This window comes from Tenacibaculum ascidiaceicola (genome assembly GCF_047470925.1).
GTDB classification, from domain to species: Bacteria; Bacteroidota; Bacteroidia; order Flavobacteriales; family Flavobacteriaceae; genus Polaribacter; species Polaribacter discolor.
Genome location: NZ_JAZKJP010000012.1, coordinates 527,139 through 546,912 on the forward strand (window position 1 = coordinate 527,139; position 19,774 = coordinate 546,912).

General features: G+C 31.1%; 18 protein-coding genes. 6 read left to right on the plus strand and 12 right to left on the minus strand.

Annotated elements, in window-relative coordinates; all coding sequences use genetic code 11:
• Positions 1 to 64: 64 nt before the first annotated feature.
• The 6 genes from mptB to VBY68_RS14495 are packed head-to-tail and all read right to left on the minus strand — an operon-like array spanning position 65 to position 7,052.
• Positions 65 to 1,417 carry a polyprenol phosphomannose-dependent alpha 1,6 mannosyltransferase MptB gene (gene mptB, locus VBY68_RS14470; protein ID WP_415270123.1) on the minus strand — a complete coding sequence of 451 codons (1,353 nt, stop codon included), beginning with the start codon at positions 1,415 to 1,417 and terminating at the stop codon, positions 65 to 67.
• A complete protein-coding gene (locus tag VBY68_RS14475) occupies positions 1,418 to 2,908 on the minus strand; it encodes a cellulose synthase family protein (RefSeq protein WP_415270124.1) in 1,491 nt (496 codons plus the stop codon).
• Positions 2,908 to 3,615: a glycosyltransferase family 2 protein gene (locus VBY68_RS14480; RefSeq protein ID WP_121146339.1), complete on the minus strand. Its 708-nt coding sequence runs from the start codon at positions 3,613 to 3,615 to the stop codon at positions 2,908 to 2,910. The genes VBY68_RS14475 and VBY68_RS14480 overlap by 1 nt, the downstream gene beginning before the upstream one ends.
• Before the next feature lie 3 nt (positions 3,616 to 3,618).
• Positions 3,619 to 4,095 (minus strand): toxin-antitoxin system YwqK family antitoxin, encoded by a 477-nt coding sequence (locus VBY68_RS14485; protein WP_121146338.1) that lies wholly within the window; start codon positions 4,093 to 4,095, stop codon positions 3,619 to 3,621.
• Entirely contained in the window at positions 4,085 to 5,707 is a 1,623-nt protein-coding gene (locus VBY68_RS14490) for a 4Fe-4S binding protein (RefSeq protein ID WP_415270125.1), read from the minus strand. Before VBY68_RS14490 ends, VBY68_RS14485 begins: the two co-directional genes overlap by 11 nt.
• Position 5,708: 1 nt before the next feature.
• On the minus strand, positions 5,709 to 7,052 hold the full coding sequence (locus VBY68_RS14495; RefSeq protein ID WP_415270126.1) for an NAD(P)/FAD-dependent oxidoreductase: 1,344 nt from the start codon (positions 7,050 to 7,052) through the stop codon (positions 5,709 to 5,711).
• A gap of 138 nt (positions 7,053 to 7,190) precedes the next feature.
• On the opposite strand from VBY68_RS14495, the gene VBY68_RS14500 reads away from it, so the two are divergent.
• Genes VBY68_RS14500 through VBY68_RS14510 form a run of 3 tightly spaced genes read left to right on the plus strand, consistent with a single transcriptional unit; the run spans position 7,191 to position 10,371 of the window.
• Positions 7,191 to 8,060 carry a transporter gene (locus VBY68_RS14500; protein WP_415270127.1) on the plus strand — a complete coding sequence of 290 codons (870 nt, stop codon included), beginning with the start codon at positions 7,191 to 7,193 and terminating at the stop codon, positions 8,058 to 8,060.
• 21 nt (positions 8,061 to 8,081) lie between these two features.
• Positions 8,082 to 9,089: a glycoside hydrolase family 113 gene (locus tag VBY68_RS14505; RefSeq protein WP_415270128.1), complete on the plus strand. Its 1,008-nt coding sequence runs from the start codon at positions 8,082 to 8,084 to the stop codon at positions 9,087 to 9,089.
• Positions 9,073 to 10,371, plus strand: coding sequence for a POTRA domain-containing protein (locus tag VBY68_RS14510; protein WP_415270129.1), 1,299 nt, complete (start codon positions 9,073 to 9,075; stop codon positions 10,369 to 10,371). The genes VBY68_RS14505 and VBY68_RS14510 overlap by 17 nt, the downstream gene beginning before the upstream one ends.
• Positions 10,372 to 10,482: 111 nt before the next feature.
• Here the strand turns inward: VBY68_RS14510 and VBY68_RS14515 are convergent, their stop codons facing one another.
• The 5 genes from VBY68_RS14515 to VBY68_RS14535 form a co-directional block, all read right to left on the minus strand.
• Positions 10,483 to 12,576, minus strand: a complete 2,094-nt coding sequence (locus VBY68_RS14515; protein WP_415270130.1) for a S46 family peptidase — start codon at positions 12,574 to 12,576, stop codon at positions 10,483 to 10,485.
• A 90-nt stretch (positions 12,577 to 12,666) separates the two neighbouring features.
• Entirely contained in the window at positions 12,667 to 13,551 is an 885-nt protein-coding gene (locus VBY68_RS14520) for a sterol desaturase family protein (protein WP_121146331.1), read from the minus strand.
• A 38-nt stretch (positions 13,552 to 13,589) separates the two neighbouring features.
• Positions 13,590 to 14,582, minus strand: coding sequence for an inorganic phosphate transporter (locus VBY68_RS14525; RefSeq protein ID WP_415270131.1), 993 nt, complete (start codon positions 14,580 to 14,582; stop codon positions 13,590 to 13,592).
• A 117-nt stretch (positions 14,583 to 14,699) separates the two neighbouring features.
• Positions 14,700 to 15,446: a uroporphyrinogen-III synthase gene (locus VBY68_RS14530; protein WP_099214760.1), complete on the minus strand. Its 747-nt coding sequence runs from the start codon at positions 15,444 to 15,446 to the stop codon at positions 14,700 to 14,702.
• A gap of 14 nt (positions 15,447 to 15,460) precedes the next feature.
• Positions 15,461 to 16,099, minus strand: a complete 639-nt coding sequence (locus VBY68_RS14535; protein ID WP_124587659.1) for a DUF4271 domain-containing protein — start codon at positions 16,097 to 16,099, stop codon at positions 15,461 to 15,463.
• Positions 16,100 to 16,177: 78 nt separating this feature from the next.
• Here VBY68_RS14535 and VBY68_RS14540 point away from each other — a divergent pair, with 78 nt between their 5' ends.
• From VBY68_RS14540 to VBY68_RS14550, 3 genes are read left to right on the plus strand one after another with little or no spacing between them, the layout of a single operon-like run.
• The gene (locus VBY68_RS14540; protein ID WP_273694942.1) at positions 16,178 to 16,900 is read left to right on the plus strand and encodes a polyprenol monophosphomannose synthase; all 723 of its coding nucleotides are present in this window, start codon (positions 16,178 to 16,180) and stop codon (positions 16,898 to 16,900) included.
• Between the two features lie 4 nt (positions 16,901 to 16,904).
• A complete protein-coding gene (locus VBY68_RS14545; RefSeq protein WP_415270132.1) occupies positions 16,905 to 18,242 on the plus strand; it encodes a dihydroorotase in 1,338 nt (445 codons plus the stop codon).
• Positions 18,243 to 18,734 carry a DUF4296 domain-containing protein gene (locus VBY68_RS14550; protein WP_415270133.1) on the plus strand — a complete coding sequence of 164 codons (492 nt, stop codon included), beginning with the start codon at positions 18,243 to 18,245 and terminating at the stop codon, positions 18,732 to 18,734.
• A gap of 1 nt (position 18,735) precedes the next feature.
• On the opposite strand, the gene VBY68_RS14555 is transcribed toward VBY68_RS14550, so the two are convergent.
• Complete coding sequence (locus VBY68_RS14555; RefSeq protein WP_415270134.1) at positions 18,736 to 19,737, minus strand: SDR family oxidoreductase; 1,002 nt, start codon at positions 19,735 to 19,737, stop codon at positions 18,736 to 18,738.
• Between the last annotated feature and the right edge of the window lie 37 nt (positions 19,738 to 19,774).

The following is a 19,774-nucleotide window of genomic DNA, read 5'->3' on the forward strand; positions in this document are numbered from 1 at the left end:
ATTTATATTTGAACAGTGGTTTTAAAACCACTTTCTTTTTCTTTTTCATAGCAATTTTTCCCACTCAATTTTGAGTGGGTTTTCTTTTTATAAAAACTTCCCAGATAAAATAAGTGTACAAAGCCACATATTCTAAAGTAATTAACCAAAGATTTTCTTTCCATGGAGAGTTAGCATATGCTTGATAACTCAATATAATTACTAAACTCCATAAAACAGTATAGCGATATTGCGTAAACACCGATAAAATTAAAAGAGTTGCTATATACCAAGGGTGCATTGTTGTTGTTAAAAAATAATAGAATGATAAAGCAAATAACATACTTACAATTAACTGTTTTATAGACCTGTTTTTTTTGAAAAAAGTAAGAATCAATAAAAAGAAAATAGTAACAATAGGTATAATCTTACCAATAATAGCTATTTCATTATAGCCTCTAAATAAATAACCAATTTCTCTGGCTAAGTAGTAAAAACTAGCATTAAATTCAAAATTTCTGAACCATAATCCAACAGAGTTCATGTAGTTTGAAACTAATTCAGAGGAATAAAATGGAAGAAAAAGTAAAATGACTGTAAAAATTACAGTTACGTAGAAGGATACTAATTTTTTGAAACCTCTAAGAAATGAAAAATTATTCTTTACAAACCATTGAAAAAATAAGGGTAAAAAGAGTAAAGGAATTAATTTAACTGAAATTGAACAAGCTAGTAATATAGCTGCTGAAAACCATTTTTGTTGCTGTAACTTATAAATGCTCCAAACCAAAAAAAATAACATTACAGGTTCAAAATGTAAGTTTCCAGTAAGTTCAATTATCACAAAAGGATTTAAAATGTATAGAAAAATGTTTTTAACAGGTAACTGTAGCCTTTCTAAAAGTTTTTTCCCGAAGTATAAAATACCTATATCAGCTAAAATAATCAACACTCTCATTACAACAACACTCCCGATAATGCTATTTTTAGCCAAAAGAGCAGCTATTAAAAAACAAAGTTGATTAATTGGAGGATAGTTGGTATAATGACTACCATTCAAAGCCCCCATTCCTTTATATAACTCGTTAGCTTGGTTTATAGGATAGTTGTTTTGCTCAATAAATGTTTGAGGCAAGGATAAATAAGGATTTAATCCTTCTAAAATCATACGACCATCCCAGATAAAGCGATAGAAATCTTGTGATAAATTAGGAATAGCAAAAAAGAAAACCAATCGAAATAAAACAGCAATACTAGCTAAATGTACAAAGGATAACTGCTTATTTTGTAAAAGACCAAAATAACAAGTAAATAAGATAACCCATAGAAAAAGTAACTTATTAAACTCAGTACGTTCAATTGTATAAGCAAATAAAAAATACAGCACTACACTAACAAATGTTAGCATAATTGAGCTATATTTTTTTAAAAAAGGCATCTAAGCTTTTGAGAAAATGGATTTAAAAAAGACGTATCCAAAGCCAACAAATAACATCAGGTGAAAAGGGAATAAACCAAAATCTCCACCTTGATCACCAACTATAAAAGCACTATACATACCAAAAGCAAAGTATAAAGCTAACAAACCTTCTATAATCACATGTAAAGAAGGCCTTTTACGAATGTATTTATTGTTTTTCCAACTATCTTTTAAAGACTTAATATTGAATTTAGGTGTTCTTACAAATTCACTTTTTTTACCTAAATGACCTTCCAATACAGCAATCGTATTGTGTAAAGAGAAGCCCATAGCAATAGAGAAAAAAGCAAAAAAGGCACCAATATATTTGATAAAATTCCAAAAGCCGCCACCATAAGTTCTTTTATACATAAACCAGTAACAGATAAAGAAAATAAAGGTACTTACAATGAAAAAACTCATTACTAAAAAGTAAATTTTTAAATGAGCATATTCATTTTTAATATATAGCATAGGTATACTTAAAACAGCAACTAAAAATATGCAAGTAAACATAGAGCTATTTAGTAAGTGCAGCGTTCCATGAAGTTTTGTTTTAAAAGGAATATTAGAACTTGTAATAATCCTTTTTAACATTTTCTGAAAATTCTCTGCCCCACCTTTATTCCATCTAAACTGTTGAGAGCGAGCAGCACTAATAACTACAGGTAATTCAGCAGGAGTAACTACATTCTCTAAGTATTTAAACTTCCAGTTTTTTAATTGAGCTCGGTAGCTTAAATCTAAATCTTCAGTTAATGTATCACCTTCCCAATTTCCAGCGTCGTAAATACATTCTTTACGCCAAATACCCGCAGTACCATTAAAATTGATAAAATGTCCTTGACTATTTCTACCTACTTGCTCCAGTGTAAAATGTGCATCTAAAGCAAAGGCTTGAATTTTTGTTAAGGTTGAATAGTTTCTATTAATGTGTCCCCAACGAGTTTGTACTACCCCTATTTCAGGATCTTTAAAATATGGAACGGTTTCCAGTAACCAATTTTCTTTAGGTAAAAAGTCAGCATCAAAAATAGCAATGAACTCACCTTTAGCCGTTTTAAGTCCTTCTTTTAGAGCACCAGCTTTGAATCCTTGACGATTTTCACGTCGAATATGTTGAATGTCTAAACCTGTTTTTTGAAGCTCTTTAATTTGTATAGCTGTACTCTCAACTGATTCATCAGTAGAATCATCTAATACTTGAATTTCTAACCTTTCGTGTGGATAATCTAATTTGGCAATATTGCTTAATAAACGCTCCATTACATAAAGTTCATTATAAACAGGTAACTGTATTGTTACATACGGAACTTTGTTAATATCAGATAAATCTAATGTAGGTATGTTTTCCCTTTTTTTCTGAGCTTTTAAATAATTGATAAGCAGATTTAACTGTGCTATAGCGTATAGCAGTATAAGTACTAATGATATAGTGTATACTGTAATTATTATGTATTCTAAGACCATTATTTAAAGCTATATTTAAAGATCCAACCTAAAATTTTTATGCCGGCTAATATACTACCTTTTACAGTTCCTGAAACCTTTGAAACGCCAATTCTATTTCTATATTTCATTGGAATTTCTGCATAAGATAATTTTTGTTTTAAAGCCTTTAACTGCATCTCTACTGTCCAACCATACGTTTTATCTTCCATGTTTAAAGCAAGTAATTTATTATACTTAATAGCTCTAAAAGGACCTAAATCTGTAAAAGTTGCACCAAAAAATAATTTCATTAAAAAGGTTGCTAGCCAATTACCAAAAACTTGTTGAGGAGTCATAGAACCCTTTTCTCGTAGTCGTTGTACACGAGCACCAATTACAAAATCAATATCATCATTTATTATTGGAGCTATAAGTTCGGTAAGTTGTTCAGGGTAATCAGAATAATCACCATCTAAAAAAACAATAATATCAGGTTTGTTGTTTGGGTTTTTTATAGAAGATGAAGCTATGTATTCCATTCCTTTCAAGCAAGCGTAACCGTAGCCTTTTCTATCTTCGGTGAGTACAGTAGCTCCTGCATTTTTAGCATTAATTTCAGTGTTATCTGTTGAATTGTTACTAATAACAATTACCTCGTTTACCAAAGAGGGAATATCATTAATTACATGTACAATTGAATCTTGTTCGTTATACGCGGGGATGATAACTTTTATAAGTGGATTCATTTATTATTTTAAGTCGTTGAGATTGTTTTCTTCTGCAAAAGAAGACAAATTATTCCATTCTTTTAACTTTACTCCTTCTTTAAACTTTACAGCTTTTGTTAATTTGTGTTTTTTGTATAATAAACAGTATCCGTTTTTTTTATTGTTTTTGATTTGACACTTTTGATAAGTGTTACCTTTTTTACTATAAAAAATCCACCATTTGCTTTGAATACCATTAACAAAGTGTCCTTCCTTTTCTTTAGAGGAGTTTTCACGATAAAAGAACCAGTATTTTACAGGAAGATTACTTTTAAATCTACCTTCTTTTTTTATGTTCCCATTTTTATAATAGAAGATCCAATAATCGGTTTTCTGATTGTTTTCAAGCCAACCTTCTTTCTTTAATGTTCCGTTTTCATAGAATGATTTATGATATATTTTTTGTCCTACTAAAGAGAAAGTAATAAAAAAGCATACTATGAAAACATTATTTTTCATTCACTAATTTCATTAAATCTACATCGTTACCTAATAAAATTTCTGTTGGATTAATACGCCCTTTTTCTGGACCATTTTCTAGCTTTAAAACACCACGAGGACATACTGCTGAACAAATTCCGCATCCAACACAACTTGCACGAACAATATTTTCTCCTTTTTGGGCGTATGCACGCACATCAATACCTTGCTCACAATACGTAGAACAATTTCCACAAGAAATACATTGTCCACCATTAGTAGTAATTCTGAAACGAGATTTAAAACGTTGAACAATTCCTAAATAAGCGGCTAACGGACAACCAAAACGACACCAAACACGATTTCCAAAAATTGGATAAAATCCAGTACCAATAACTCCTGCAAACCAAGCACCTATTAAAAAGCTATACGTGTCTTTAATCCATTGAGAATTAATTCCAAGGAAAGATTGCGCTCCAGTAAAGTAACAGTATAACGTTACAACGGTCATTACCAACGAAAATACTAAGACACTATGTATTAACCAACGTTCTAATTTCCATGCATTCATACTTTTGTTAGAATGTTGACGGTATGGATCACCTAAAGTTTCTGCTAAACCACCACAACCGCAAACCCAAGAACAATACCATCTTTTTCCGAAGAAATATACCATTACAGGAACAATGATAAGTGTAAGTACAATACCCCAAACTAAAATAAATAAACCAATAGCTCCACTATTTCTTAAGCTATCTAAATTCCATTCAAAAAAGAAGTCATAATCTAATGGAAAGGCATTTTTAAAATCATACCCTGGCATATTTAAACTTGTCATTATTTCTGGAATAAGGAAGGCAAATACAATTTGAAAGAATAATACAGAAGTTGTTCTAATAACTTGATATTTATTGTGTCTGTATTTTATATACATTCTTACACCCATGGTAAGCATAATTACACAGTATAAAAAACCATATACAAACCACTGACTTGCTTCTCCACCGTTTAAAAACTTGCTAATAGGATCTAATATAAAAGTCCAGTTAACAACATAGTCAGAAAAAAAATAAAGTAATAAGTAAAATACTACCAAATAAATTAAAACTAACCAAGCTATCCAACCACGGTTTGTGCTTGCTTCTAAATAAATGCCGTTGTTTTTTATTCCTTTAGGCCCTAGTAAAATGAAATTAGGAAGTATAAATAATAGCGCCCCGAAAATACCTAAACCAAAAGTGAGTAACCATAACAAGCCAGAGTTGTTTTTAACAAAACCATTACCTGATTTTTTAGCTAATTCATAACTCAACGTATGAGGTTTACCATAAATTAAATATTGGTATTGTTCACCTTTTTTATCCCAATTCTTTTCAGCATCGTATTTAGCAATTAAAGTATTGTAATGATTGTTAGATGCTTCGTAAGCATTTCTAACTCGTCTAGAAAACTCAAAAATATTTAAGCTTTCATCGGTAACGATGGCTTTACTAAGTTCATCTTTTATAAATTCACTTTTATACCCTTTTTCAGTAATGAATGAGTCTAATTTTGATTGACTTAAATTAAAAGAGCCTGTAAAAATTACTCCTGAAAAAATGATTAACCCTATTAAGAATAGTAGTAAACCTGTTTGTTTTATTATTCTCATTTTAAACTCTACTGAAAATTCTTTTCCAGCTTTTCTTTTTTAATTGAATATTGGTGTTGTTTTCTTTGTTGAATTTTGCTACAATTTCAGACTCATGAAGTTTGTAAAATTCAGGGTCGAAGTTGGCATCTGCTAAATGCTCTAAAACATAGTTTACAGATTGCTTTTCATTCAAAGCCTTGTCAAAAAATTCATGACGCATACGTATACCTAATGTATTTATACCAAGAAATTTTTGCGTGTTTTTATCATAGTTAAGTCGGATACATTTTTTACCACTTTTATGTTCCCAGTAAAAATGAGCTTCATTTTCTTTAGGTTGCGGCCATACCCAACCATAGGTTTGGTATTCAATATCAATAAATTTTGCAGAGTTAAACCAATGACCTGGTTTGTATTCAATTCGGTTGCCACAAATAGTTTGCGCAACAGTTTCCCCCATCATTCTACCAGTATACCAAACAGCTTCAATAGGACGACGTAAACCAATTGCTTCGTGTTGTTCTGCACAATCACCTATAGCATACACATCTTTGATGTTGGTTTCTAAAAAACGATTGACTTTAACACCTCTGCCAAGTTCAATTTCAGAATCTTTTAAAAAGTTAATATTAGGAGAAACACCAGCAGTTAAACCAACAACATTACAAGGTATTTCTTCACCGGTTTCTTCAATAATTACAGATTCAACTTGTCCGTTTTCATCTGATTTTATCTCCTTCAAGTTTACGCCTAATCGTAAATCGATATGATTTTCTATAATTTCACGATTTATCATGGCAGATTCTTCCAAAGGCAATACTTTATCCCAGAAACTATCTTCACGAACTAAAAAGGTAACAGGAATATTTCTGCTATGAAGCATTTCGGCAAGTTCAATACCAATTAAACCTCCACCAACAATTACAGCTCTTTTACAGACATCATTATTTGGAGCGTATTTTTCAAGAGCCTCTAAATCTTGTTTATGATACATTCCCATAACACCTTTTAAATCTTGACCAGGCCAGCCAAATTTGTTAGGTTTTGAACCGGTGGCAATAATTAATTTATCGTAAGACAATTTCTCCCCAGTACTAAACTCTACTTCTTTTTTTGATGAATGTATTTTTGAAATAAAACCTTTTTTGAGATCGATATTGTTTTTTTTCCAAAACCAAGATTCATAAGGTTGTGTATGTTCAAATTTCATGTGTCCCATGTACACATACATTAAAGCGGTTCTTGAAAAGAACTCATCAGTTTCAGAAGAAATAATGGTGATTTTTTTATCTGATAATTTTCTGATATGCCTTGCGGCTGTAACCCCAGAAATTCCATTACCAATAATAACAACGTGCTCCATAAATGTTGATTTGCAGTTTAGGTCGTTGCTAAAGTTAAGAACTTAATAAAGGAATTAAATTTAGAATGATTTTAAATAAAGAGGTTTTGTAAGTGGAGTTTTTTTAAGGCGACCTATGATTTATATAAAATTTATCATATGAAACGACAATTAATAAGCTTTTCAATTTTATTCTTTTTGGTAGTACAAATTTCAAATGCTCAAGAAGATAAAGTAGAAAAATCAAACATTCAAACGTATACACCATCTAAACTTTTAAACAATGGACAATGGGATATTAAGTGGTTTAATAACTTGTATACAGAAACAAAATTTGCTGATGCCGATGGTAAAAGTAAATCAAAGCTAAGAGAAAACTACTTTACTTCAACATTAGAAGCTTTTACAGGAATTTCGGAAAACAACCGTATTAATATAGGAGCAATCATTGAGTTTCGTTCTAATACAATTGGCGATCGCCAAGCATTATCAGTATTTAGTCTAAAAGATAATCCAAATACAGAGAGAAAAGGAATTACATCATTTGCACCAGCTATTAAGTTCCAACCATTAAAAAATGTAGGAAATTTTTCAGTTCAATCAGCAGTACATATTCCTTTAGTTAGCAATGAAACAGAAAATGGTGTGTTTTTGGATCAAACAGCTTGGACTTTTCAAAATCGATTCTTTTATGATTATACTTTTTCTAATGGAAAATGGCAGTTGTTTACAGAGTTAAATACAGAGTATAATTTTGGGGAAGAGGATAGTTTTGCCAACAATACTTTTTTATTAGCTCCAGGAATCTTCTTTAGTTATTTTCCAAATGAAAAGTCTACAGTTTTGGCTTTTACACAGCATTCACAAAGGTTTGGAGATTTTACACAAGATTATACAGCTTTAGGTTTAGGAGGAAAATATCAAATCACTAAGACTTTAAACTTAGAAGTATTGTATAGTAATTTTGTTAGAGGAACAAACAATGGCTTAGGACAAAGTTTTAATTTAGGAATCCGAGCATTATTTTAAAAATAGTAAATTAGAGAAGTAATGAAAACTCTAAAACTCTTTTTATTAAGTTTAATCATTTTTTGTAGCTCTTGTACGAGTCAGTCAAAAAAGATAAACGGAATTAGTTTTGTTGCTTCTTCAAAAGAAATAACAAACCAACATATTGATGATGTAAAAAAGGTATCAGCAAATTATGTTACACTAATGCCTTTTGGTTTTGTTAAAAATTTATCATCTCCTAAAGTAATTTACAATTCCAAAAATCAATGGTTTGGGGAAACAAAAGAAGGCGTAAAACAATATGCTAGAGAGTTTCAACGAAGTAAGATAAAGATTATGTTGAAACCACAAATTTGGGTTTGGAATGGTGTTTATACAGGAGCTATAAAAATGAATTCTGAAGCTAAATGGAAGGAGTTAGAGGAGTCTTATGAGAGTTTTATTCTTGTTTTTGCAGAAGTGGCTGAAGAAATAAATGCAGAAATTTTTTGTATTGGTACAGAATTGGAGCAGTTTGTGAAAAACCGACCTCAGTATTGGCAAAAACTCATAAAAAAAATCAGAAAAGTATATTCAGGGAAATTGACTTATGCAGCAAACTGGGATGAGTTTAAGCGAGTAAGTTTTTGGAAAGATTTAGATTTTGTAGGGATTGATGCTTACTTTCCATTAAGTGATCAGAAATCTCCAAGTATATATGATTTAGAAAGAGGATGGCAACCGCACAAAAATGAAGTTATTCAGGTTCAAAGTAAGTTTAATAAACCTGTTTTATTTACTGAGTACGGGTATAGAAGTGTAAATTTTACAGGGAAAGAACCATGGGACTCGGGAAGAATTGAAGGAGATGTAAATTTAGAAAATCAACAAAAAGCATTACAAGCTCTGTATAATCAGTTTTGGAAAGAAGATTGGTTTGCGGGTGGTTTTGTTTGGAAATGGTTTCATAATCATAAAGAAGTAGGAGGTCAAGATAACAATCGGTTTACACCACAAAACAAACCAGCAGAATTGACTATAAAAAAGATGTATGAAAGTAGTAGGTAAGAAGTATGATAAACAACACTTATTTCTTCTAAAAACAATAATTTTTGGAGTGTTTTGGTTGTCTGTAAACAGCTATTCACAAGAAAGAAGAATAGAAAAAATCACTTTTTTAGGAGCCAAAAAAACTAAAAAACATGTTTTAAGGAGGATATTGAGTTCAAAAGAAAATAATGTACTTGATTCAATTGTACTGAAGAATAATATGACTCGCTTAAAGCGCTTACCAGCAGTTTCGAACGCATATTTTAAAGCATCATGTTCTGATAATAAATGTAATGTTGTTGTAACAGTAGAAGAGAACTTTACAATAATTCCTGAAATCAACTTTCACAAGACAATTAACCAAAAGCTGGCTTACAGAATTGGAGTTGGTGAGTATAATTTTTTAGGAAGGAATATTGTTTTAGGTGGATTTTATCAATATAACGGATTTGATTCTTACGGAGTTAATTTTAGAGCTCCTACGTTGTTTTCAGCAAAATGGGGTCTAGCATTAAATCATCAAAACTGGACAAGTGAAGAGCCATTGTATTTTGAGAATGAATCAGCTAATTATAAGTATCAGAATATCTCTTACGAGGCTTTAGCTTTATATCAACACGATTTTAAAAATCAGTTACAATTTGGAGTTAACTTTTTTAAAGAAAAGTATAACTATTTAAACGGAAGCACTTCATCAGAGGTTCCGACTGAGCTTAATGTTGATAAAAAGTTATTAAAGCTAATTTACACTTTTGATAATTTAGATTATAATTATCAATACATCAACGGGGTTAAAAATGAGTTTCATGGACAATATGTAACATCGGAGAATAAATATCAAAATGACTTTTTAATTTTTTGGAATGACTTATTTTACTTTAAAAGACTAGGTAATAAAGGAAATTGGGCAAATAGATTACGAGTTGGTTTGTCATCTAATGATGATACTCCATTTGCTCCATTCGCTTTAGATAATAATTTGAATTTAAGAGGCGTTGGTATTTTAGTTGATAGAGGTACAGGAAGCATTGTTTTAAATACAGAGTATCGTTATACTTTGTATGAAAAAAAATGGTTTGTTTTGCAAGGGAATGTCTTTATTGATGTTGGAACTTGGCGAAAGCCTGGAGGAGCGTTAAGCGATTTTGTAAATAGTGATAATGTTAGAATGTATTCTGGTATTGGTTTGCGTTTTATCAATAAAAAAATATTCAATGCAGTTTTTAGAATTGATTATGGACATGGACTTACAAAGAATGCATCAAAAGGATTTGTATTTGGGATAGGTCAATATTTTTAATCACATGGCGATAGCCAAGAGTCCAATCTCCAAGGTTTGTTTATTTGTATAAAAACGAGGTTGTAAAATACAAACCTCGCTTTTTAAATTATTCTTATGTAGAAAAATAGTTTATTTTTTCTTAGGGTGTACTAACTTCATTTCTTCAATTAAATGCTTTGCTCCTGCGTATTTATCAACAATAAATAATACATAACGAACATCTACCATAATATTTCTACAAATTTCTGGATCGTAATTCATGTCACTCATCGTTCCTTCCCAAACACGGTCAAAGTTTAAACCAATCAAGTTTCCATGAGCATCAATTGCAGGACTTCCTGAGTTACCACCTGTGGTATGGTTAGTTCCTAAGAAGCAAACAGGCACTTTCCCGTTTTTATCAGTGTATTGTCCAAAGTCTTTAGCGTAGTATAAATCACGCAACTTTTGAGGAACATCGAATTCATAATCACCAGGAACATACTTTTCAATAACACCGTCTAAATAACTTACTGGATTATAGTATACGGCATCTCTTGGTGAATAACCACGAACTTGACCATAAGTAACACGTAATGTACTGTTAGCATCTGGAAAATAGCGCGCATTTGGTAACGCTTCCATTAATGCTTTCATGTATGTTTTTTGTAACGCTGTAATTGGTTGGTTTTTTTGCTGAAACTCAGAATTGATTTTAGTATAAAACTCTTCAATCATAGGTTTTGCATATTGGTAAGCAGCATCCTTGTTTAAGTTTTTAACCACCTTTTTAGCATCACCTTCTAATAATTGTAAAGCTTTGTCTAAATCAATAAAACTTGTTTTGTCGTAAATAGAAGCATCTACATTAGTAGGGTTGTATAAAGGCATCACATTTTTAAACACACCTTTATCTACATTTACATCAAAGTTTTTATGAATTCCTTTAATTCTATTGATTAATGAAGTTTTTGCATCTTCAAACTTTTCAGGTTTATTTAAGGCTACTTGTTCTAATTGATACGCTCTAAAAGTCATTTGCATTAACTCGTTAGTAACCAAGAAAACTTCAATAAAATTTCTTCTTTTAATATTGATATCAGCAAAATCGGCATACAATTTTTCAAACTCAGGAAGAATATTTCCGTAGGTATTTTCTAGTTTTTTTTCTTTTAGTGCTTTTTTGAATGTAGCTTCAAAAGCTTGACGCTCTGCAATAGCATTACTCTTTTTAATTCCTAAATTTTCACCAATCCATTTTTTCCAAGCATTTGCAATACGTGCTTGTTTTGAAGCATATTTAATACGAACAGCGTCACTTACTTTCATTTGTGCATCAATTTCTTTTAATGCAGCTTCTCTAATAGCAATGTTACTTGGGTTAAACTCTTGTGTAATATGCTTAATAGCAACGGCTGGTAAATACTCATTAGTACGACCTGGGAAACCAAAAACCATAGTAAAATCACCTTCTTCAATTCCGTCTAAAGAAACAGGTAAAAAGTGTTTTGGCTTGTAAGGAACGTTGTTTTTACTGTATTTAGCAGGACGATTGTTTTTATCAGCATAAATTCTAAATAATGAAAAATCTCCTGTATGACGTGGAAAAACCCAGTTATCGGTATCACTACCAAACTTACCTATACTGCTTGGTGGTGCCCCAACTAAACGAACATCTTCAAATTTTTCAGTAACAAATAAGAAATATTGGTTTCCTTTATAAAAAGGCTTCACCTTAATATTTTGCCAAGTCTCTTTTTTTGCTGATTTAGTAATTTCGTTGATGTTTTTATCAATGGTTGATTGTTTTTCACGTTCAGTCATTGCGTTGTTAACTCCATTTAAAGCTTTGGTAGTCACATCATCAATACGAACAATAAACTCAACATATAAACCTTTGTTAGGTAATTCTTCTTTTTTACTCATAGCCCAAAAACCATCTTTTAAATAATCGTTCTCTAAAGATGAGTGTGATTGAATTTGTCCGAAACCACAGTGGTGATTGGTTAAAATTAATCCTTCAGGAGAAATTACTTCACTAGTACAACCTCCATTAAAATGCCCAATAGCATCTTTTAAACTAGAATTGTTTACATCATAAATGTCTTTTGCGGTAAGTTTACTTCCTAAAGAAGTCATTTCTTGTTCGTTCATTCCTTCTAAAAGCGAAGGAATCCACATGCCACCTTGTTGTGCAGTAACTTGAACGACAATAAATAAGAATAGAATTTTTATGTACTTCATTTGTTTGTTTTTAAAAAGCTAAAGATACAAATTGGTAGTAAAATAGCTTGTTGAAAGTATGAAGTAATAGGTTAAAAAAGACTTAAAACATTATTTCTTTCCTATAGGATAGAGTTCTTGATGGATGAAGTCTTTTGGGAATTTTTCATCTCCGTCAAAACCTAACTCAATATCACGTCCATTGTAAGGAATGTAGTTGGTTTTAAAAATGTAGTCCCATATACTTAGTGTAATACCAAAGTTAACACCCATTCTTCTTTCTGGTGGAAGCTCTTTAGCATGATGCCAAATATGCATTCTAGGATTATTTAAAATATACTTTAACCAACCATAATCCCAATTAATATTGGCATGATTTAAGTGTCCAATAGTAATGTTGAAAAAGTGAACAATAGCAACGTCTTGTGCTGTGAATCCGCCCATAATAGCTAGCGGAATGTATTTCATAGAGTTGTATACCACAGGTTCCATCCAGTGATAACGAAGGTGTGCTGCAAACCCCATTTGTTTTACGGAATGATGTACTTTGTGAAAGTTCCATAAAAATTCATATCTGTGGAGTAAAGTATGTGTGAACCACTGTACAAAATCAATAATGATAAAAAATACGGTGATTCTTGCCCAATAGGGAAATGTATTAATATCAAACAATTGAAAACTAGCAACTGATAAACCAACTAGACCAAGGATATCATTAAATAACTGCTCTGCTGTGTTTGATAAAGCAATAAGGACTATAAGATTTAATAAAAAGAAATTGAAAAACATGTAAAAAGTATCCAGCCAAAAATCTTTACGAAATAAAGGTTGGTTTTTACGCCAAGGAAATATAATTTCTAATGCCCAAACAACAAGAGAAATTATGATTAAACCATAAAAGTAATTCTCCCAGTTTAACTCCATAAGTACTGACTGCTTAATGTAATTCCAGTAACCAGTATATGAGTTTTTTATAATGTCTATGTACTTATCCATAAAGAATCTAAAAGTAGCAATTACAAAATATAAATTAGTTAAATTATTTCTAAGATTTTAAAAATTCCTGCGCTTATAATAGCGGCTATAGGTAAAGTAAGTATCCATGATAGTAAAATGTTAGTAATCACTTTGTAATTAGCTTTTTTGGTAACTGTTCCAATACCAAATAGAGAGCCAACTGATACATGTGTAGTGGAAACAGGTAAGCCATGTACGCTGGCAGTAGTTACAAGTAGTCCAGTAACAATATTAGCAGTAAACCCTTGGCCAGAATTCATTTTAGTAATTTTTTTACTCATAGTTTCACCTACATTTTTTGCGTTTAACAATCCACCCAAAGCCATAGTTACTGCAATTAATATCATACTCCACTTTATGTCAATGCTATTGGCAATAATTAACAAACCTACAATCTTCGGAGTATCATTTAATCCTCTAGCAAAACTAACAACACCCGAACTTAAATAATGTAAACTATTTAAGATTCTTACAGAAGAAAAGCTAAATAAAGTTGGGTTATTTTTGTTTAAGCTTGGAATTTGTTTTCGTATAAACTTAAAAATAAGATAAACGATTAAGCTTAAAATGGTAGCTATTAAAGGACTAACAATTAAAGGAAAAAGAAAAGTGCTAGTCAGTAATTTAAAATTAAAAGTATTCCCTACAGCTATAATTCCTGTGCCAAATAAAGCTCCAACTAAACTATGTGTAGTAGAAATAGGCATTCCTATTTTTGTCGCTAAAAATACTGTGATAGCTGCCCCCATAGCGATGGCTATGGCAAATATTGGTGTTTGAATTAAATCATTAGGAACTAAACCCTTTCCTGAGAAGTTTTTTACTAATTCATCTGCCAAAAAAATTGCTGCTACAGAACCAGAAAAGGTAGTTAAGGTAGCCCAATTGATAGCTTTTTTATAATTGGTTGTTCCAGACCCAAATAGGGTGGCAACACCTTTAAAATTATCATTAGCTCCATTACTGTAGGCAAGAAAGCAGGCAGCTAAAAAAAGTAGTAAAAAAGTCATAAGTTTAATTTAAGTATGACTCCTTTGACGGTAGAATTAAATTAAACTTACATGTATAAAATTAAACAGCCATCAAAGTATCTTTGATGGCTGTTTAAGTTATTAAAAACAAGCGAACTACTTCTTGTTAGCTTCTTTAATATATTTTTCTAAAGCCATTGTCATTGAAGGTGTTTCAGGTGTTGGTGCAGCAATATCTACACGTAAACCTCTATCTTCAACAGCTTTGATGGTAGTATTACCAAACACGGCTATTCGAGTATTGTTTTGTTTGAAATCAGGGAAGTTTTTAAATAAACTATCAATTCCTGATGGGCTAAAGAATACTAAAATATCATAAAAAACATCTTCTAAATCAGATAAATCACTTACAACAGTACGATATAAATCTGCTCGCTTCCAATCTACACCCAACTTATCTAGTTCAGCAGGGATTAAAGGTTTTAACTTATCCGAAGAAGGAAGTAAAAACTTTTCATCTTTATGTTTCTTAATTAATTTAGTTAACTCTGGAAATGTTCTACTACCAACATAAATTTTACGTTTACGATATACAACGTATTTTTGTAAATAGTATGCTACAGCTTCAGACTGACAGAAGTATTTCATATCATCAGGAACTGTAAAGCGCATTTCTTCAGCAATTCTAAAAAAATGATCAACAGCATTTCTACTAGTAAGTATTATTGCTGTGTAATTGTTTAAATCAACTTTTTGAGCTCTTACCTCTTTAACAGGAATTCCCTCGACATGAATAAACGATCGAAAGTCAACCTTCACCTTTTGCTTTTCTGCCAAATCAAAATATGGCGATGTTTCTGTTTTCGGTTTAGGTTGAGAGACTAAAATAGTTTTAACTTTCATAAACTTTCTCTTTATTACGTAGTTGTTGTTTTATAAAGAATTAATAGCGGTGCTATTTCAAGGGTGCAAAAGTACAAAATAAAATAAAACAACTTGCTAATTACAAGCTTTTTATTATTTGTTAAAATTAAAAAGGCCCTAAAAATAAGCAAGATACCGAAAGAATAGATTAAAAAAAGTTTGTTGGTAAATGTGTATTGGTATAGTATGATAAAAGGGAGTAACCATATACTAAGAACATACAAATATCCTGATTTCGTGTGTAAAAAGTAATTTACAATTGATGATAAACCTAAAGTGTTTGCTAATGCGTAATCTATTAAGAAACGTAGTGAGAAATACAGAATGACAAATAGAAGTAATCCTATAAAAGCTAAAAAGCTATGAGAGTATATCTCCGATACTAAAGTCAAGAATAAAAACAGAGAAATAACAATTGATGAAAAAGAAAATAAGAGTAATTTAAAAGGGGTAAAAAAAGAAGCTCCTTCTTCTGTTCTTTTATGAAAAAAACCTGGAGTTATAAAAGCAATAGTATATCCGTATAATTTGGTAGGCTTTAAAGATTTCATCATAGCCAATAGTACAATAGCCAATACGATAACTAAAGTAATCCAACTATCATTGTTTGTAATTCGTTCTACTGCTTGCAATTGCTTTTATACTTTTTTAATTAACACAAAATTAGTAATAAATAAGTGTATCTTTGCCCAGATTTATATGAAAATTACATGAAGTCAGACGCTTTAGTCATAATTCCTACTTATAACGAGAAAGAAAACATCGAAGCTATTATTCGAGCAACTTTTAGTCAAGAAAAGGTATTTCATGTATTGGTCGTTGATGATAATTCTCCTGACGGAACAGCAACAATCGTAGAAAACTTACAAGAAGAGTTTCCAAGTCAGCTTTTTATTGAAAAAAGAGAAGGAAAAAGCGGTTTAGGTACTGCATACATTCATGGATTTAAATGGGCAATTTTTAATAAATATGATTATATCATAGAAATGGATGCCGATTTTTCACATAACCCTAACGATTTAATTCGACTGTATAATGAATGTGCTAATGAAGGAGCAGATGTAGCTATTGGGTCAAGGTATTCGGTGGGGGTTAATGTAGTTAACTGGCCAATGAGCAGAGTCCTTTTATCATATTTTGCATCAAAGTATGTACGACTAATTACCAGAATGCCTATTCATGATACTACTGCAGGGTTTGTATGCTATAAAAGAAAAGTGCTAGAAACAATCAAGTTAGATAAAGTTAAGTTTGTAGGCTATGCATTTCAAATAGAAATGAAATACAAGGCATGGAAGCATAAATTTAACATTAAAGAGGTTTCAGTTATCTTTACTGATAGAGTCTTAGGGAAGTCAAAGCTAAGCAAAGGAATCATTAAAGAAGCTGTCTTCGGTGTGATAAAAATGAGAATTAACGGATTACCAAAATAACAACATGCAATCATATTTAATTAAAAACGCACAAATCGTTAACGAAAACAAGGTTTTTAAAGGCGATGTTTTAATAGAAGGAGAATTTATTAAGGAGATAGGAGAAAACATAATTCCTACCGATGATGTATTAATGGTTGATGCGGAAGGAAAGTTCTTAATTCCTGGTATGATTGATGACCAAGTACATTTTCGTGAACCAGGTTTAACACATAAAGCTAATATTGCTACAGAAAGTAAGGCAGCAATTGCTGGAGGAATTACGTCGTTTATAGAAATGCCGAATACGGTACCTCAAGCCACAACTCAAGAATTATTAGCAGATAAGTTTGATATTGCAAGTAAAACATCATACGCAAACTATTCGTTTATGTTTGGTGGAACGAATGATAATTTAGAAGAATTGTTAAAAACAAACCCTAAAGATGTTGCGGGTATCAAGTTGTTTTTAGGTTCTTCAACAGGAAACATGTTGGTAGACAATGAAGAGGTTCTAGAGAAAATATTTTCTTCAACTAAAATGTTAATCTCTGTACATTGTGAAGACGAAGCAACTATTAGAAAAAACACAGAAGAGTATAAAGCAAAATATGGAGATGATATTCCTGTAAAATATCACCCGTTAATTCGTAGTGAAGAAGCTTGTTATTTATCTTCTTCAAGAGCAATTGAATTAGCAAAGAAAACAGGTGCACGTTTACATATTTTCCACTTATCTACAGAAAAAGAAACGCATTTATTTAGAAATGATATTCCATTAGAAGAAAAGCAAATTACTGCTGAAGTTTGTGTACATCACTTATGGTTTACAGATGCTGATTATGATAAAAAAGGAACACACATTAAGTGGAATCCTGCTGTGAAAACACAAAAAGATAAAGATGGTTTATGGAAAGCCTTGTTAGATGATAGAATTGATGTCATTGCAACTGACCATGCACCACATACTTTAGAAGAAAAGGATAACGTATATACAAAAGCACCTAGTGGAGGACCGTTAGTACAACATGCAGTTACAGCTGTTTTAGAAAAGGTGAAAGAAGGAGTGTTGCCAATTGAAAAAGCGGTAGAGAAGATGAGTCATAACCCAGCAAAAATCTTCAAAATTGAAAAAAGAGGTTTCATAAAAGAAGGTTTTTATGCTGATTTAGTTTTAGTTGACGTTGATAAAAAATGGACAGTAGATAAAGAAAATTTACTGTATAAATGTGGATGGTCACCGTTTGAAGGAGTTGAGTTTTCAAATCAAATAACACATACATTTGTAAACGGAAACTTAATGTATAACGAGGGGGTTTTTAACGAAGAAATTAAAGGAAAACGATTATTATTTAACAGATAAATGAAGCCTTTTTTTTACATATGTATTGGTTTGCTTTTGGTGTCGTGTACTAGTAATACGATATACAAAAAGCCTGAAAACTTAATTCCGAAAGATTCTATGGTTTCGTTATTAACTGATATGTATATAGCCTCTTCTGCTAAAAATCAAAAAAACAAATTTTTAAAACGAGAAAAGAACTATATGTTTTTGGTATACGAAAAGTATAGAATTGATAGTACTCGTTTTGATGCTAGTAACACATATTACACTTCTAAGGTTGATGAGTATGCAGAAATCTTAAAAAGAGTAAAAAGAAATATTTATTTATTAGATAGTTTATATAGAAAAAAGCAGGAAATTCAAGATTCTATAAAAGGAATTAAAAAGGGAGGCAAACTAAAAAGAGATACAGTTTTAGATAAGGAACTATTGTTGGATGATGTTCCTAAAGAGTTAATAAAAAGAGAAGATAGAGAGTTTGAAAAAAAAGACTTAAAGAAGATTAAGTAATTTACTTTTTAAACTCTTTAGAAACTCTAGCAATTACATCATTAATAGGCTCAAATTCAAAATCAAGTTGTTCTGTAATTTTTTCAGAAGTATAGAACGATTTGTTGTGTGCAGATTTAGCAGAGTTTTTAGTTAACAAAGGTTCTTTACCTGTAAGTTTTGTTAAAAGCCAATCCACTCTCCAAAATATTGAAGTAATCAGCTTTCCAACTTTCTTTGAAGGTCTTTTTTTATTCAGATTATCAGCAATACTAAATAGAACATCTTTTAACGATTTGTTTTCCGAAACAAGAATAAAACGTTCATTTTTTATATCAGAACCCATTAGGTTTATCATTGCTTTTACGACATCATATACTCCAACAAAACCAGTAATGCCTTCTGTGTAAAACGTTAAGCCATTATTTATTTGGGTAAACATTTTCCCAGAACCTTCATTCCAAAAGCCACCACCCAGAATTACTCCAGGATTCACAATTACTACATTTAAATCTTCTTGGCTACCTCTCCAAACTTCCATTTCAGCACCATATTTGGTAATTGCATATCCGTGATTTTCATCACTATCAACCCATTCATTTTCTTCGTTAATTGGTTTACCATTAATAGCATTACCAACAGAAGCGATAGAGCTTACAAAACAAAATTTATCAATATTTGCATCAATGGCAAAATTGATAAGGTTAGCAGTTCCTTCAATATTCACTTGGCGCATTTTTCTATAATCCTTTGGATTAAAAGAAACTAATGCAGCACAATGGTAAACTTGTGTAACGTTATCAAATAAAGGCTCTAGTGAAGGGGTGTCGGTAATGTCAGCTTGTACCCATTCAATTTTTGAAAAAGACTGTTGCACATTATCGGTATAAAAAGAAAAGATTTTTTTAACATGTTCACGCTTTTTTCCAGTTCTAAAAATAGCTCGAATCTTGTCGTTTTTTTGGCTTAAATGATATAATAAATGTGAGCCTACTAAACCTGTTCCTCCTGTAACTAAAATCATAAAGCGAATTTAGTTTATTTTGGTTGATAAACTTATC

What these genes read in the sequence shown, in the direction of transcription:
- mptB (WP_415270123.1), bottom strand. Translation starts at nt 1,417, where the DNA reads ATGCCTTTTTTAAAAAAATATAGCTCAATTATGCTAACATTTGTTAGT.
- VBY68_RS14475 (WP_415270124.1), bottom strand. Translation starts at nt 2,908, where the DNA reads ATGGTCTTAGAATACATAATAATTACAGTATACACTATATCATTAGTA.
- VBY68_RS14480 (WP_121146339.1), bottom strand. Translation starts at nt 3,615, where the DNA reads ATGAATCCACTTATAAAAGTTATCATCCCCGCGTATAACGAACAAGAT.
- VBY68_RS14485 (WP_121146338.1), bottom strand. Translation starts at nt 4,095, where the DNA reads ATGAAAAATAATGTTTTCATAGTATGCTTTTTTATTACTTTCTCTTTA.
- VBY68_RS14490 (WP_415270125.1), bottom strand. Translation starts at nt 5,707, where the DNA reads ATGAGAATAATAAAACAAACAGGTTTACTACTATTCTTAATAGGGTTA.
- VBY68_RS14495 (WP_415270126.1), bottom strand. Translation starts at nt 7,052, where the DNA reads ATGGAGCACGTTGTTATTATTGGTAATGGAATTTCTGGGGTTACAGCC.
- VBY68_RS14500 (WP_415270127.1), top strand. Translation starts at nt 7,191, where the DNA reads ATGAAACGACAATTAATAAGCTTTTCAATTTTATTCTTTTTGGTAGTA.
- VBY68_RS14505 (WP_415270128.1), top strand. Translation starts at nt 8,082, where the DNA reads ATGAAAACTCTAAAACTCTTTTTATTAAGTTTAATCATTTTTTGTAGC.
- VBY68_RS14510 (WP_415270129.1), top strand. Translation starts at nt 9,073, where the DNA reads ATGAAAGTAGTAGGTAAGAAGTATGATAAACAACACTTATTTCTTCTA.
- VBY68_RS14515 (WP_415270130.1), bottom strand. Translation starts at nt 12,576, where the DNA reads ATGAAGTACATAAAAATTCTATTCTTATTTATTGTCGTTCAAGTTACT.
- VBY68_RS14520 (WP_121146331.1), bottom strand. Translation starts at nt 13,551, where the DNA reads ATGGATAAGTACATAGACATTATAAAAAACTCATATACTGGTTACTGG.
- VBY68_RS14525 (WP_415270131.1), bottom strand. Translation starts at nt 14,582, where the DNA reads ATGACTTTTTTACTACTTTTTTTAGCTGCCTGCTTTCTTGCCTACAGT.
- VBY68_RS14530 (WP_099214760.1), bottom strand. Translation starts at nt 15,446, where the DNA reads ATGAAAGTTAAAACTATTTTAGTCTCTCAACCTAAACCGAAAACAGAA.
- VBY68_RS14540 (WP_273694942.1), top strand. Translation starts at nt 16,178, where the DNA reads ATGAAGTCAGACGCTTTAGTCATAATTCCTACTTATAACGAGAAAGAA.
- VBY68_RS14545 (WP_415270132.1), top strand. Translation starts at nt 16,905, where the DNA reads ATGCAATCATATTTAATTAAAAACGCACAAATCGTTAACGAAAACAAG.
- VBY68_RS14550 (WP_415270133.1), top strand. Translation starts at nt 18,243, where the DNA reads ATGAAGCCTTTTTTTTACATATGTATTGGTTTGCTTTTGGTGTCGTGT.
- VBY68_RS14555 (WP_415270134.1), bottom strand. Translation starts at nt 19,737, where the DNA reads ATGATTTTAGTTACAGGAGGAACAGGTTTAGTAGGCTCACATTTATTA.